General features: G+C 65.8%; 12 protein-coding genes. 10 read left to right on the top strand and 2 right to left on the bottom strand.

The features are described from left to right. The first annotated feature begins 70 nt into the window (after positions 1-70). On the top strand, positions 71-1,402 hold the full coding sequence (gene miaB, locus HTY51_RS13825) for a tRNA (N6-isopentenyl adenosine(37)-C2)-methylthiotransferase MiaB (protein ID WP_174253262.1): 1,332 nt from the start codon (positions 71-73) through the stop codon (positions 1,400-1,402). Here the strand turns inward: miaB and ffh are convergent. Further along, positions 1,399-2,760, bottom strand: a complete 1,362-nt coding sequence (gene ffh / locus HTY51_RS13830; protein ID WP_174253263.1) for a signal recognition particle protein — start codon at positions 2,758-2,760, stop codon at positions 1,399-1,401. The genes miaB and ffh overlap by 4 nt on opposite strands. Before the next feature lie 77 nt (positions 2,761-2,837). On the opposite strand from ffh, the gene HTY51_RS13835 reads away from it, so the two are divergent. The 9 genes from HTY51_RS13835 (at position 2,838) to HTY51_RS13875 (ending at position 13,305) form a co-directional block, all read left to right on the top strand. After that, on the top strand, positions 2,838-3,632 hold the full coding sequence (locus HTY51_RS13835; RefSeq protein ID WP_174253264.1) for an inner membrane protein YpjD: 795 nt from the start codon (positions 2,838-2,840) through the stop codon (positions 3,630-3,632). After that, the gene (locus HTY51_RS13840; protein ID WP_174253265.1) at positions 3,629-3,862 is read left to right on the top strand and encodes a PP0621 family protein; all 234 of its coding nucleotides are present in this window, start codon (positions 3,629-3,631) and stop codon (positions 3,860-3,862) included. The genes HTY51_RS13835 and HTY51_RS13840 overlap by 4 nt, the downstream gene beginning before the upstream one ends. Next, positions 3,862-5,595: a nitrogen regulation protein NR(II) gene (locus HTY51_RS13845; RefSeq protein ID WP_254606892.1), complete on the top strand. Its 1,734-nt coding sequence runs from the start codon at positions 3,862-3,864 to the stop codon at positions 5,593-5,595. The genes HTY51_RS13840 and HTY51_RS13845 overlap by 1 nt, the downstream gene beginning before the upstream one ends. Then, complete coding sequence (locus HTY51_RS13850; protein WP_174253266.1) at positions 5,592-7,085, top strand: sigma-54 dependent transcriptional regulator; 1,494 nt, start codon at positions 5,592-5,594, stop codon at positions 7,083-7,085. The genes HTY51_RS13845 and HTY51_RS13850 overlap by 4 nt, the downstream gene beginning before the upstream one ends. Then, positions 7,082-7,678, top strand: a complete 597-nt coding sequence (ampD, locus tag HTY51_RS13855) for a 1,6-anhydro-N-acetylmuramyl-L-alanine amidase AmpD (protein ID WP_174253267.1) — start codon at positions 7,082-7,084, stop codon at positions 7,676-7,678. Before HTY51_RS13850 ends, ampD begins: the two co-directional genes overlap by 4 nt. A 380-nt stretch (positions 7,679-8,058) precedes the next feature. Next, positions 8,059-10,959, top strand: coding sequence for a ribonucleoside-diphosphate reductase subunit alpha (locus tag HTY51_RS13860; RefSeq protein WP_174253268.1), 2,901 nt, complete (start codon positions 8,059-8,061; stop codon positions 10,957-10,959). Between the two features lie 127 nt (positions 10,960-11,086). Next, positions 11,087-12,277, top strand: a complete 1,191-nt coding sequence (locus HTY51_RS13865) for a ribonucleotide-diphosphate reductase subunit beta (protein ID WP_174253269.1) — start codon at positions 11,087-11,089, stop codon at positions 12,275-12,277. Between the two features lie 174 nt (positions 12,278-12,451). Further along, on the top strand, positions 12,452-12,916 hold the full coding sequence (locus tag HTY51_RS13870) for a histone H1-like DNA-binding protein (RefSeq protein ID WP_082605357.1): 465 nt from the start codon (positions 12,452-12,454) through the stop codon (positions 12,914-12,916). A 62-nt stretch (positions 12,917-12,978) separates the two neighbouring features. After that, positions 12,979-13,305 carry a DUF167 domain-containing protein gene (locus tag HTY51_RS13875; RefSeq protein WP_174253270.1) on the top strand — a complete coding sequence of 109 codons (327 nt, stop codon included), beginning with the start codon at positions 12,979-12,981 and terminating at the stop codon, positions 13,303-13,305. Positions 13,306-13,312: 7 nt separating this feature from the next. On the opposite strand, the gene HTY51_RS13880 is transcribed toward HTY51_RS13875, so the two are convergent. Then, positions 13,313-14,215 (bottom strand): carbohydrate kinase family protein, encoded by a 903-nt coding sequence (locus HTY51_RS13880; RefSeq protein WP_174253271.1) that lies wholly within the window; start codon positions 14,213-14,215, stop codon positions 13,313-13,315. Positions 14,216-14,225: the final 10 nt, after the last annotated feature.

A 14,225-nucleotide genomic window follows, 5' to 3' on the forward strand; every position in this document is an offset into this window, starting at 1 on the left:
GCCGATCCCCTGAACCACCGCCGGCTGTGACCCGGCCGCCGCCGGTCGCACCGGAGGCAAGGAGATACCCATGAGCAAGAAAGTTTTCATCAAGACCTTCGGCTGCCAGATGAACGAGTACGACTCGGACAAGATGGCCGACGTGCTGGGCGCCGCCCAGGGTTACGAGCCCACGCAGGACGTGGAAGAGGCCGACCTGATCCTTTTCAATACCTGTTCGGTGCGCGAGAAGGCGCAGGAGAAGGTGTTTTCCGACCTGGGCCGTGTGCAGCACCTGAAGAAGAAGGGCGTGAAGATCGGCGTGGGCGGCTGCGTGGCCAGCCAGGAAGGTGCCGAGATCATCCGCCGTGCGCCCTATGTGGACGTGGTCTTCGGCCCGCAGACCCTGCACCGCCTGCCTGAGCTGCTGAACGCACGTGAAGCGCAGAACCGGCCGCAGGTGGACATCAGCTTCCCTGAGATCGAGAAGTTCGACCACCTGCCGCCGGCCAAGGTCGAGGGCGCCACCGCCTTTGTCAGCATCATGGAAGGCTGCTCCAAGTACTGCAGCTACTGCGTGGTGCCCTACACCCGTGGCGAGGAAGTGAGCCGCCCCTTCGAGGACGTGCTGGTGGAAATCGCCGGCCTGGCCGACCAGGGGGTCAGGGAAGTCAACCTGCTGGGGCAGAACGTGAACGCCTGGCGCGCGCCCATGGGGACATCCGGGGAAACCGCTGACTTCGCCACCCTGCTCGACTACGTAGCCGAGATCCCGGGCATAGCCCGCATCCGCTACACCACCAGCCACCCCAACGAGTTCACGCCCTCACTGATCGCGGCCTACGAGAAGCTGCCCAAGCTGGTCAGCCACCTGCATCTGCCGGTGCAACACGGCAGTGACCGCATCCTGATGGCCATGAAGCGTGGCTACACGGCGATGGAATACAAGAGCACGGTGCGCAAGCTGCGCGCCATCCGCCCCGACATGTCCATCAGCAGCGACTTCATCGTCGGCTTTCCGGGTGAGACCGACGACGATTTCAGCCGGATGATGAAGCTGATCGAAGACGTGGGCTTCGACAACTCCTTCAGTTTCATCTTCAGCCCGCGCCCGGGTACGCCCGCGGCCAATCTGCACGACGACACGCCGCATGAAGTCAAGCTCAAGCGCCTGCAGGCATTGCAGGCCGTCATCGAAGCGAATCTCAAGCAGATCAGCGCCAGCCGCGTCGGCACCATGCAGCGCATCCTGGTGGAAGGGCCATCCAAACGGGACGCCAGCGAATTGATGGGCCGCACCGAATGCAACCGCGTGGTGAACTTCAAGGCACCGCAACGGCTGATCGGCCAGATGCTCGACGTGAGCATCACCGAGGCGCTGCACTACAGCCTACGCGGTGAGGTGGTGACGGCAAAAGCCTAGAAGGGCTTGGGCATGCCCTTCATGCCCCCCATGCGTTTCATGAGCTTCATCATGCCGCCGCCCTTCATCTTCTTCATCATCTCCTGCATCTGCTCGAATTCCTTGAGCATGCGGTTGACGTCCTGAACCTGCACGCCCGCACCGGCGGCGATGCGGCGCTTGCGCGTGGCCTTGATGAGCTCGGGCTTGCGGCGCTCCAGCTTGGTCATGCTGTTGATGATGCCTTCCTTGCGGCGCAGGTCACGCTCGACCTTGTCGGTGTCGACCTGGCCGGCCTTGGCCGCCATCTGCGCGGGCAGCTTGTCCATCAGGCTGGAGAGGCCGCCCATCTGCTTCATCTGCTGCAGCTGGGCCAGGAAGTCGTTGAGATCGAAGCCCGCACCGCTCTTGACCTTGGCGGCCAGTTTCTGCGCGGCCTCCATGTCCACGCCGGCGGTGACCTGCTCGACCAGGGCCACGATGTCGCCCATGCCCAGCACACGGCCGGCATGGCGCTGGGCGTCGAAGACCTCCAGGCCGTCGATCTTCTCGCTGGTGCCGGCAAACTTGATGGGCACGCCGGTCACGGCGCGCACCGACAGAGCCGCGCCGCCACGCGAGTCACCGTCGGTCTTGGTCAGGATGATGCCGGTCAGCGGCAGGGCCTCCTTGAAGGCCCGGGCCGTGTTGATGGCGTCCTGGCCCTGCATGGCGTCGACCACGAACAGCGTTTCCACCGGGTTGAGCACGGCGTGCAGCTCGCGGATCTCGCGCATCAGCGCCTCGTCGATGGCCAGGCGGCCGGCGGTGTCGACCAGCAGCACGTCGAAGAAGTGCTTTTTCGCGTAGTCCAGCGCGGCGCGCGCGATGTCGGCGGGTTTCTGCTCCGGCGTGCTGGGGAACCATTCGGCCCCGGCCTGGGCGGTCACGGTCTTGAGCTGCTCGATGGCCGCCGGGCGGTAGACGTCGCCAGAGACCGTGAGTACCTTTTTCTTGCGCTTCTCGATCAGGTGGCGGGCCAGCTTGGCCGTGGTGGTGGTCTTGCCGGCACCCTGCAGGCCGGCCATCAGGATCACGGCCGGCGGCTGGGCCGCGAGGTTGATGTCGGCCACGCCCTCGCCCATGGTGGCGGCGAGTTCGCGGTTGACGATGCCCACCAGGGCCTGGCCGGGGGTGAGCGAGCCCATGACCGCCTGGCCCAGGGCCTGGTCCTTGACCCGGACGATGAAGTCGCGCACCACGGGCAGGGCCACGTCGGCCTCCAGCAGGGCCATGCGCACCTCGCGCAGCATGTCGGCCACGTTGGATTCGGTGATGCGGGCCTGGCCGCGGATTTCCTTGACCAGGCGGCTGAGTTTGTCGGTGAGGGCGGAGGCCATGACGGTATTCCGTTGAACGGAACCTTGGTTAGTCGCCAGCAGAATGCTGGCACGATGCGAAACGCTAAACTGTACCCATGATTTTACCCAGTGCCTCCACCACCAGCCTGGCCCTGACGGCGGTCGCCGCCCTTGCCTATGCGGCCCCTGCCGTGGTGCGCCTGGCCCCGGCGGCGGCACCGCGGGCGGTACTGCTGGCCTGGCTGCTGCACGGCCTGCTGCTGGGCTGGAGCCTGATGGGCGAAACACCACGCTTCGGTTTTGCCCCGGCGCTTTCGGTCACGGTCTGGCTGGTGGCCGCGGTCTACGCCATCGAAAGCCAGCTCTACCCGCAGCTGCAGACGCGCTGGGCGCTCTCCATCCTGGGCGCCGGCGCCGTGCTGCTGGCCCTCATTTTCCCGGGGCAGCCCCTGCAGGCCAGCGCCTCGGCCTGGCTGCCGCTGCATCTGGCCCTGGGCATCGCCTCCTACGGCCTGTTCGCGGTGGCTGTGGTGCATGCCCTGCTGATGCTGCGCGCCGAGCAGCGCATCCGCCTGGCGGCGGATACCGACAGCGGCCTGCCGCTGCTGACGCTGGAGCGCCTGACCTTCCGCTTCGTCACCGCCGGTTTTGTGCTGTTGTCGGCCACGCTGCTGGCCGGCCTGCTGTTCGACGAGCAGCTTTACGGCACGGCCTGGAAATGGAGCCACAAGACCGTGTTTTCCGTGTTGTCCTGGGGCGTCTTTGCCTTGCTGCTGGTCGGGCGGGCCCGTTTTGGCTGGCGCGGCTGGCGCGCTGCCCGCCTGCTCTTCACGGGTGCCGGCCTGCTGTTGCTGGCCTATGTGGGCTCGCGTTTTGTGCTCGAGATTGTCCTGGGGCGCAGCGCCGCATGAAATTCCTGCTCTTCCTCGTCATTGCTCTGCTGGTCGTCTGGTTATGGCGCTCGGGCCGCCGCAGCGACAGCCCTTCCGACCAGGCCACACCCACCCCGCCGACCCCACCCGGGCCGCAGGAAATGGTGCGCTGCGCGCACTGCGGCGTGCACCTGCCACATGGCGATGCCATCGTGGGCCGCATCGGCCTGTATTGCAGCAAGGAACACCAGCAACAAGCGGAGCCCTGATGTCCCACCCGTCCGACAGCATGCATTCCTGGTTCGGCCCTTCGCTGCTGGACGAGCGGCTGGAGGCGCCCGAGGAGCAGCAGGAATTCAAGCGGCTGTGGCTGGGTTTCATGACGGCCCGCGTCATGCTGGGCCTGGTGCTCCTGTTGCTGCAGGTGACCCTGTACGTCCTGGGGCAGGCGCCCAATGTCTGGCTTGCACTGCTGTGCGGCGCCTATTTCGCCGCCACTCTGATGGTGCGCGTGGCGCCGCGGCCGCGCCGCATGGGCCATACCTTCGACCAGTCCTGGCTGTCCAGCATCGGCGTGGACGTGGTGGTCTTCACGGCCCTGCACCTGCTGCACGGCAGCAGCATCAACTACACCCCCTTGTACGCGCTGCCGGTGCTGCAGGCCGCCGTGCTGGGCTCGCTGACGCTGGCCATGGGCACTGCCGCCGGCGTTACCCTGCTGCTGCTGCTGCACAGCACCTGGCAGGCGCTGCGTGGCCCGGGTGATGCCACGCCTTTTTTCATCCAGGCGGCGCTCACCGGCGCGGGCAGCTTCGTGGTCGCCTTCCTGGCCCACCAGCTGTCGGCCCGTCTGGCCAGCGAACAGCAACGCGCACGGCGCAGCCAGCATGCCATGCGCATCCAGCAGCAGGTCAACGACCTGGTGATCGAATCCCTCACCGACGGCATCCTGGTGGTGGACGTGCGCGGCACCGTGCATGCGGCCAACCCGGCGGCACGCCACATGCTGCAGACCGATGAACGCCCCATCAGGCACACCCCCTTCAGCCTGGCCGACGAACCGGGCTGGCAATCGCTGGCCGAGCTGGCCTTCCAGGTCTTCACCGGCCGGGGTGACTTCCACCATGCCGACATCGGCATCGAGCACCTGGGCCAGGGCAGCCGGCGCATGCGCGTGCGTACCCGCATGACCACGGCCCACTGGGGGGAGTCCGAGATCCTGTGTGTCATGTTCCTGCAGGATCTGCGCGAGATGGAAGCGCGCATGCGCACCGAGAAGCTGGCCAGCATGGGCCGCATGTCGGCCGCCGTGGCGCACGAAATCCGCAACCCCCTGGCGGCCATCGCCCAGGCCAATGCCCTGCTGGAAGAGGACATCCAGGAGCCGCGCCACATCCGCCTGACCCAGATGATCCGCCAGAACGCCAAGCGCCTGGACCGCATCGTCGACGATGTGCTCAATATCTCGCGCGCCGGCAAGCAGGCCACCGCCTTCGAATCGCGCGTCCTGGAGCTGGCACCCTCCGTGCAGCGCATCTGCCTGGACTGGGCCCAGCAGACGGGCAGCAGTGCCATGCTGGCCCTGCACCTGGCAACGCATCCGCTGCCGGTGCACTTTGACCCCGAGCACCTGCGCCGCGTGCTGGTCAACCTGCTGGACAATGCGCGCCGTTATGCCCGCCAGCTGCCCGATGCGATCCAGGTGCATGCCCGCGCCGATGCCAGCGGGCAGGCCCTGCTGGCGGTCTGGAGCGACGGTCCGCCCATGGAACCCTCGGTCGAACAGCATCTGTTCGAACCCTTCTTTTCCTCGGAAAGCCGCTCCAGCGGCCTGGGCCTGTATATTTGTCGGGAATTGTGCGAAGGGCATGGCGCCGCCATCGGCTACCACCGCGCCCGCCGCATCGCCCGCGACACCCTGATGGACGGCAACGAATTCTTCATCACCCTGCGCCAGGCGGCCTTGCCGTCGCCAGCGTCCAGAGCGCCCGCCACGCCATGAGCACCCACGCCCCCGCCCCCGCGCACATCCTGGTCGTGGATGACGAACCCGACCTGCGCACGCTCTACGAGCTGACCCTGCTGCGCGAGGGCTATCACGTCGACGTGGCAGAAACCGTGGCCGACGCCTGGAAACACCTGCAGGAGCACCGCTACGAGGTTCTGATCACCGACATGCGCCTGCCCGACGGGCTGGGCATCGAGCTGATCCAGCGCCTGCGCACCCAGCAGCGCGGCGAACGGGGCGTGGTCATCACGGCCTATGGCTCGGCGGAAAACGCCGTGGAATCGCTCAAGGCCGGCGCTTTCGACTACCTGACCAAGCCGGTCGACCTGAAGCAGTTCCGTACCGTCATCGCCTCGGCCGTGCAGGATGCCCTCACCCCCCGGGTCGCGCCACCGCCCCCTCCCGCCGTGGCCGCAGCACCACGCACCACCACTCCGCCCCTCGCGGGAGAGGCTGCGTTGCAGCGTCTGGTCGGCAGCTCGCCCGCCATACGCCAGGTGCGCGAACGCATCCTCAAGGTGGCGCGTAGCATGGCCCCGGTGCTGATCTGCGGGGAGTCCGGCACCGGCAAGGAACTGACGGCACTGGCCCTGCACGCGAACAGCCACCGGGCCGGCGGCCCGATGGTGGCGGTCAACTGCAGCGCCATCCCGGAAAACCTGCTGGAAACCGAATTCTTCGGCGTGCGCAAGGGCGCCTATACCGGCGCCAGCCAGGACCGTGCCGGTTATTTCCAGGCGGCGGGCGGCGGCACCCTGTTTCTCGACGAGATCGGCGACCTGCCCCTGTCCATGCAGTCCAAGCTGCTGCGCGCCATCCAGGAGCGCTGCGTGCGCCCGGTCGGCGGCACGCAGGAAGAGACCGTGGACGTGCGTATCGTCAGCGCCACGCACAAGCATCTGGCACGCGAGGTGCAGGAAGGCCGCTTCCGGCAGGACCTGTACTACCGCCTCAACGTGATCGAGATCGACATTCCTCCGCTGCGCGAACGGCGCGAAGACCTGCCCGTCCTGTGCGAGGCCCTGCTCAAGCGCATCGCCCAGGAGTCCGGCCTGCCTGTCCCGCGCCTGACAGCCGAGGCGCTGGCCCAGTTGCGCAAGCACCCGCTCAACGGGAATGTGCGTGAACTGGAAAACCTCCTGCACCGTGCCCTGGCCCTGAGCGACGGCAGCGAACTGAGTTTCGACAGCCTCGACACCACGCCGGCCATCCTGGACCCTGCAGCCCCGGACCTGGCCCCCACCGTCCCCGGTGAGTTGCCGCCTGGCCCAACCCCGGCACCACGAGCCCAGGCGGAGTTGCCCGCCGATCTGCAAGGCCATCTGGACCGCCAGGAACGAGAGATCCTGGTCAAGGCCCTGCAGGAAACCGGCTTCAACCGCACCGCCGCCGCGGCCAAGCTGGGCCTGAGCCTGCGCCAGATCCGCTACCGCATCTCGCGCCTGAACATCGACACGCCGCAGGACAACGACCCCGCCGCATGAGCCTCGCACCTGCGCCGACACGTGACGGCCTGTGGGACGGGGGCTGGTACCGTTTTGCACGCCGGCTGGACTCGCCCAATTACGGGCCGCGCCCGCCGGGCGCGGCCGTCGACCTGCTGCTGATCCACTCCATCAGCCTGCCGCCCGGCCAGTACGGCGGCGACGAGGTGCAGCGCCTGTTCACCAACACGCTGGACTGGAACGCGCACCCCTATTTCAAGAGCATCGAGGGCATGCAGGTGTCTTCGCATTTCTACGTCCGCCGCAACGGCGAACTCTGGCAGTTCGTCAGTTGCGACGAACGCGCCTGGCATGCCGGCGTCTCCAGCTACCGCGGACGCGACAACTGCAACGACGACTCGGTCGGCATCGAGCTCGAAGGCCTGGAGGGCGCGTCTTTCGAGGCCGCACAGTACGAAACCCTGGGCAGCCTGTGCGCCGCCCTGGGCCAGCGCTACCCGGTGCAGCACATCGCCGGGCACGAACACGTGGCGCCCGGACGCAAGGCCGACCCCGGCCCGGGTTTCCAGTGGGCCGAGCTGCAGCAGACCCTGGGCTGGTCATCTCGGTATTTTCCCGAAGAGACCGCCTGAGTCGCACACACGGCCTGGCACCCGCAGCGCACCACCCCACGGCACCTGCGCTGCGCTGATGCACCACGGCATGAGGCCCCGGCGGGGAAATGCCTCGCAAGGCCGCATGCATTCTTGCTTTTTGTGCGCGCATGCACGTTTCTCAACGGCTGCGCAGTGGTTCATGCCACCGCGCCCCACCATGGGACACGATGCATTTTTTTACCCTCGGCACCGGGGGAACGTATCAGCGACGCTACACTACCTGTAGTGGCTTGTATTCACCAGACACACCATATATAGTGCTTTCCGCTGGCAGCGCTTTTCTTCAACAAAGCGCATCGCGAGCCAGAATACGGACCCCAAGAACCAACAACAGATTTGCTGACGACGAGGAAATAATGCAAACAGCCTTGAACCCCGCCACCCCCGCCCTGCACACCGGTGTCCTGACCATGCAAACCCAGGAAAACACGGCCGCCAGCCCGCTCAACAACTACCAGATCATCCGCCGCAATGGCGCCGTCGTGCCCTTCGAGCCGAGCAAGATCGCCGTGGCCATGATGAAAGCCTTCCTGGCCGTGCACGGCACCCAGGGCGCGGCCTCCGCCAGCGTGCGCGAGATGGTGGACAGCCTGACCCAGAACGTGGTGCGCGCGCTGATGCGCTCGCGCCCGGGCGGCGGCACCTTCCACATCGAGGACGTGCAGGACCAGGTCGAGCTGGGCCTGATGCGCGGCGGCCACCACGAGATCGCCCGCGCCTACGTGCTCTACCGCGAGCGCCGCACCCAGGAACGCGCGCAGCAAGCCACCCAGGCCGCACCGAAAGCCCCCCTGCTGCACGTGCTCGATGGCGACCAGCGCGTCGCGCTCGACCTGGGCCGTCTGCAGCAGCTGATCGAGAACGCCTGTGCCGGACTGGGCGCCGACATCAAGCCGGACCCCATCGTCGCCGAGACCATGCGCAACCTGTACGACGGCGTGCCGATCGACGAAGTCTTCAAGGCCGCCATCCTGGCTGCCCGTACCCTGATCGAAAAAGACCCGGACTACACCTACGCCACCGCGCGCCTGCTGTTCCACACCATCGCCCGCGAGGTGCTGGGCCGCGACGTGCCGCAAGCCGGCATGGGCCAGGCGTATGCAGAGTACTTCCCCGACTTCATCAAGAAGGGCGTGGACAACGAGCTGCTCAACCCGGACATGCTGCAGTTCGACCTCAAGCGCCTGGGCGCTGCGCTCAAGGCCGACCGTGACCTGCAGTTCGACTACCTGGGCCTGCAGACCCTGTACGACCGTTATTTCCTGCACGTGCGCAAGAGCCGCATCGAACTGCCGCAGGCCTTCTTCATGCGCGTGGCCATGGGCCTGTCGCTGGGCGAGATTGACCGCGAGGCGCGCGCCATCGAGTTCTACGAGGTGCTGTCCTCCTTCGACTTCATGTCGTCCACCCCCACGCTGTTCAACGCCGGCACCCTGCGTTCGCAGCTTTCCAGCTGCTACCTGACCACCGTGCCCGACGACCTGGACGGCATCTACGAGTCCATCAAGGAAAACGCCCTGCTGTCCAAGTTCGCCGGCGGCCTGGGCAACGACTGGACCCGCGTGCGCGCCCTGGGCAGCCACATCAAGGGCACCAACGGCGAGTCGCAGGGTGTCGTGCCCTTCCTCAAGGTCGTGAACGACACGGCCGTGGCCGTGAACCAGGGCGGCAAGCGCAAGGGCGCGGTCTGCACCTACCTGGAGACCTGGCACCTGGATATCGAGGAGTTCCTGGAACTGCGCAAGAACACCGGCGACGACCGCCGCCGTACGCACGACATGAACACGGCCAACTGGATCCCCGACCTGTTCATGCGCCGTGTAATGGAAAAGGGCGAGTGGACGCTGTTCTCCCCGTCCGACGTGCCGGACCTGCACGACCTGTTCGGTACCGCCTTCGAGCAGGCCTACGTGGTCTACGAAGCCAAGGCCAAGCGCGGCGAGATCAAGCCCAGCAAGACCGTGCCGGCCACCGACCTGTGGCGCAAGATGCTCTCCATGCTGTTCGAGACCGGCCACCCCTGGATCACCTTCAAGGACGCCTGCAATGTGCGCTCGCCGCAGCAACACGCCGGCGTGGTGCACTCCTCCAACCTGTGCACCGAAATCACGCTCAACACCAGCGACACCGAAACAGCGGTCTGCAACCTGGGCTCGGTCAACCTGCGCCAGCACCTGAAAAACGGCGCCATCGACCAGGACAAGCTGAAGAAGACCATCTCCACGGCCATGCGCATGCTGGACAACGTGATCGACATCAACTACTACGCCGTCAAGAAGGCGCGCGACTCCAACCTGCGGCATCGCCCGGTGGGCCTGGGGATCATGGGCTTCCAGGACGCGCTGTACGAGCTGCGCATCCCCTACGCCAGCCAGGCCGCCGTGGAATTCGCCGACCAGTCCATGGAAGCCGTCTGCTACCACGCCTACTGGGCCTCGACCGAACTGGCCCGCGAGCGCGGCCAGTATTCCAGCTACAAGGGCTCGCTGTGGGACCAGGGCATCCTGCCGCTGGACACGCTGGACCTGCTGGCCAAGGCCCGTGGCGGTTATGTGGAAGTGGACCGTTCCGCCACGCTGGACTGGGATGCGCTGCGCCGCAAGATCGCGGCCGACGGCATGCGCAACTCCAATTGCGTGGCCATCGCCCCGACCGCGACCATCTCCAACATCATCGGCGTGGACGCCTCGATCGAGCCCTGCTTCGGCAACCTCTCGGTCAAGTCCAACCTGTCCGGCGAGTTCACCGTGATCAACAGCTACCTGGTGCGTGACCTCAAGCGCCTGGGCCTGTGGGACGACGTGATGGTCATGGACCTCAAGCATTTCGACGGCTCGCTGGCCCCCATCGACCGGGTACCGCAGGAGATCAAGTCCCTGTACGCCACGGCCTTCGAGGTCGAGACGCTCTGGCTGGTGGAAGCCGCGGCACGCCGCCAGAAGTGGATCGACCAGGCCCAGTCGCTCAACATCTACATGGCCGGCGCCTCGGGCAAGAAGCTCGACGACACCTACAAGCTGGCCTGGCTGCGCGGTCTCAAGACCACCTACTACCTGCGCACGATGTCGGCCACGCACGCCGAGAAATCCACCGTGACGGCCGGTCGTCTCAACGCCGTGTCGTCCGGCGGCGCAACGAGCGGCGGCATGAGCGCCCTCGATGCAGCAGCGGCTGCAGCGCAGGCACAGATGGCCACGGCCGCCACCGACATCAAGTTCTGCGCGATCGATGATCCGGGTTGCGAAGCCTGCCAGTGATCGCAGCCGACATGTCGCAGCGCCTTCATGCCTGCGATGTTATTGAGCAACAGAATCGGGCGGCGATGTGAATGAATACTTTCCATTTCACGTCGTCGCTCCCATAATTCGCTGATTGGAACCTCCTATGTTGTCCTGGGACGAAGAAGTCAAGCCCACATCGTCAATGTCTTATGCTGGCGCTGCATCGAGCAGCCGCCCGACTGAGCTTCCCTTGCAAACTCCCCAGCTGCGCATGGCGCAGCACCATGCGGCACCTGTCCCCGCCGCTCCGGCCGCCAGCGTGAGCCCCGCCTCCACGCATCGCATCAAGGCCGCCGACAAGCGCATCATCAACGGCCAGACCGACGTCAACCAGCTGGTGCCCTTCAAGTACAAGTGGGCCTGGGAAAAGTACCTGGCCACCTGCGCCAACCACTGGATGCCGCAGGAAGTGAACATGAACCGCGACATCGCCCTGTGGAAGGACCCCAACGGTCTGACCGAGGACGAGCGCCGCATCGTCAAGCGCAACCTCGGCTTCTTCACCACCGCCGACTCGCTGGCCGCCAACAACATCGTGCTGGGCACCTACCGCCACATCACGGCGCCCGAGTGCCGCCAGTTCCTGCTGCGCCAGGCTTTTGAAGAAGCCATCCATACCCACGCCTACCAGTACATCGTGGAGTCGCTGGGCCTGGACGAGTCCGAGATCTTCAGCGCCTACCTCGAAGTGCAGTCCATCCGCGACAAGGACGAGTTCCTGCTCCCGTTCATCAACGCGATCATGGACCCCAACTTCCACACCGGCACGCTGGAAACCGACCAGACCCTGCTCAAAAGCCTGATCGTCTTCGCCTGCCTGATGGAAGGCCTGTTCTTCTACGTCGGCTTCACCCAGATCCTGGCCCTGGGCCGGCAGAACAAGATGACGGGCGCGGCCGAGCAGTACCAGTACATCCTGCGCGACGAGTCCATGCACTGCAACTTCGGCATCGACCTGATCAACACGATCAAGCTGGAGAATCCGCAGCTGTGGACCGCCGAATTCAAGGCCGAGATCAAGGCCCTGTTCGAGAAGGCCGTCGAGCTGGAATACCGCTACGCCGAGGACACCATGCCGCGCGGCGTGCTGGGCATGAATGCCTCCATGTTCAAGGGCTACCTGCGCTACATCGCCAACCGGCGCGCCACACAGATCGGCCTGGAGCCGCTGTTCCCCAACGAAGAGAATCCCTTCCCCTGGATGAGCGAGATGATCGACCTCAAGAAGGAGCGCAACTTCTTCGAGACCCGCGTCATCGAGTACCAGTCCGGCGGCGCGCTCTCCTGGGACTGAAAAAATCAATCTATGGCTTCCAGAATCACACCGGCTGTTGATCGCTCCTCAGAGAGCGGCGCCAGCCTGTGTCACCCCGTTCATGGCGTTGGGGTCAACCCCAGCCTCATGAATCGCTCCATGCATCCAACACGCATGAAGTGCTCTTTGTAACTTGATCAAGGAGAATTAGTAATGGCAACTGCAAAAAAAGCGGCTAAAAAAGCCCCCGCGAAGAAGAAGGTAGCAGCAAAGAAGGCTCCGGCCCGTAAAGCTGCAGCGAAGAAGGCCCCGGCCAAGAAGGCCGCTGCCAAGAAGGCTCCGGCCAAGAAGGCCGCGGCTAAGAAGCCGGCTGCGAAGAAATCCGCAGCGAAGAAGCCGGCAGCCAAGAAGGCTGCTGCCAAGAAGCCGGCTGCGAAAAAGGCTGCTGCCAAGAAGCCCGCCGCCAAGAAGGCCGCCAAGAAAGTAGCGAAGAAGGCTGCCAAGAAACCGGCTGCCAAAAAGCCCGCTGCGAAGAAGGCCGCTAAAAAGCCGGCGAAGAAAGCTGCGAAAAAGCCTGCTGCCAAACCTGCGGCAGCCCCGGCCCCCGCGGCTCCTGCGGCTCAGACGACTCTGAACCCGCAGGCCGCATGGCCCTTCCCCACGGCCAGCCGTCCCTAAGACGTCCTAGGCCTCAAGCCCGTTGCCTTACAAGGCAGCGGGCTTTTTCTTTGGCGATCTGAATGCAGCCCACCCTGCCCCCACAGCCCTTCCTCCATCTGCAGAAGGATGGCGCCGTCATCGTGGACGTGCACGTCATGCCCAATGCGGCCCGCACGCAGATCCAGGGCCTGCACGACGGTGCATTGCGTGTGCGCCTGCACGCCCCACCCGTGGACGGCAAGGCCAATCTGGCGCTGCAGGCCTGGTTGGCCGAGACGCTGGGTGTCCCGAAATCAGCGGTGGAGTTGCTGCGCGGCGCCAGCGCGCGGCGCAAGCAGCTGCGCGTGGCCGCTGCTTATGCCGGACAGGCCCGCTGGCCAGGGCTGGCGCCCGCGACCGAGGCCTGAACGGCCCTCAGGCGCCGAAAGCCTGCGGAGAAACGGTGTAGTTCTGCGGGCCGCGGTGCGCGATCTTGTGCGAGCCCATGCGGTTGCCCAGTTCGGCCGCCTTGGCCAGCGACCAGCCGCGCTCGAGGCCGTAGAGCAGGCCGCCACGGTAGGCGTCGCCACAGCCGGTCGGGTCCACCACGGCAGCTGCCTGCACCGGCGGCACCAGGGTCTTGTTCCCGTCCACCCAGACTTCGCTGCCCTCGTGGCCCAGGGTGATGACCAGGCCTCGCACCTTGCGCGAGATCTCGGCCGGGCTCCAGCCGGTGCGCTCGCACAGCATCTTGCCCTCGTAGTCGTTCACCGTGACCCAGGTGGAGAGTTCGACGAAACGCGCCAGATCCGGGCCATCGAACATGGGCAGGCCCTGGCCCGGGTCGAAAACGAAGGGGATGTCAGCCGCCTTGAACTGTTCGGCGTGCTGCAGCATGGCGTCGCGCCCGTCAGGCGAGATGATGCCCAACTTCACATCGGGGTGGCGCTCGATGCGCGTGACATGGGCCTGCATCATGGCGCCGGGGTGGAAGGCGGTGATCTGGTTGTTGTCGCGGTCGGTCATGATCAGGGCCTGCGCCGTGTAGGTCTCGGCGATCTCACGCACGTGCTGCGTATCGATGCCCAGTTCACGCAGGCGCTGCACGTAACCGGCACCGTCGTTGCCCACCGTGGCCATGGGCAGGGGTGCCCCGCCCAGGGCCTTGAGCGCGTAGGCGATGTTGCCGGCACAGCCACCATAGTCGCGGCGCAGCGTGGGCACCAGGAAGGACACGTTGAGGATGTGCAACTGGTCGGGCATGATCTGCTCGGCAAAACGGCCCTCGAAGTTCATGATGGTGTCGAAGGCCAGCGAGCCGCAGATGAGAGTTGCCATGGGTGCTTCA

Source organism: Rhodoferax sp. BAB1, from assembly GCF_013334205.1.
Lineage (GTDB): Bacteria > Pseudomonadota > Gammaproteobacteria > Burkholderiales > Burkholderiaceae_C > Hylemonella.

Excerpts from the sequence above, each read along its gene's own strand:
- miaB (WP_174253262.1), top strand. The coding sequence starts at position 71 with ATGAGCAAGAAAGTTTTCATCAAGACCTTCGGCTGCCAGATGAACGAG.
- HTY51_RS13845 (WP_254606892.1), top strand. The coding sequence starts at position 3,862 with ATGTCCCACCCGTCCGACAGCATGCATTCCTGGTTCGGCCCTTCGCTG.
- ffh (WP_174253263.1), bottom strand. The coding sequence starts at position 2,760 with ATGGCCTCCGCCCTCACCGACAAACTCAGCCGCCTGGTCAAGGAAATC.
- HTY51_RS13860 (WP_174253268.1), top strand. The coding sequence starts at position 8,059 with ATGCAAACAGCCTTGAACCCCGCCACCCCCGCCCTGCACACCGGTGTC.
- HTY51_RS13850 (WP_174253266.1), top strand. The coding sequence starts at position 5,592 with ATGAGCACCCACGCCCCCGCCCCCGCGCACATCCTGGTCGTGGATGAC.
- HTY51_RS13875 (WP_174253270.1), top strand. The coding sequence starts at position 12,979 with ATGCAGCCCACCCTGCCCCCACAGCCCTTCCTCCATCTGCAGAAGGAT.
- ampD (WP_174253267.1), top strand. The coding sequence starts at position 7,082 with ATGAGCCTCGCACCTGCGCCGACACGTGACGGCCTGTGGGACGGGGGC.
- HTY51_RS13835 (WP_174253264.1), top strand. The coding sequence starts at position 2,838 with ATGATTTTACCCAGTGCCTCCACCACCAGCCTGGCCCTGACGGCGGTC.
- HTY51_RS13880 (WP_174253271.1), bottom strand. The coding sequence starts at position 14,215 with ATGGCAACTCTCATCTGCGGCTCGCTGGCCTTCGACACCATCATGAAC.
- HTY51_RS13865 (WP_174253269.1), top strand. The coding sequence starts at position 11,087 with ATGTTGTCCTGGGACGAAGAAGTCAAGCCCACATCGTCAATGTCTTAT.
- HTY51_RS13840 (WP_174253265.1), top strand. The coding sequence starts at position 3,629 with ATGAAATTCCTGCTCTTCCTCGTCATTGCTCTGCTGGTCGTCTGGTTA.
- HTY51_RS13870 (WP_082605357.1), top strand. The coding sequence starts at position 12,452 with ATGGCAACTGCAAAAAAAGCGGCTAAAAAAGCCCCCGCGAAGAAGAAG.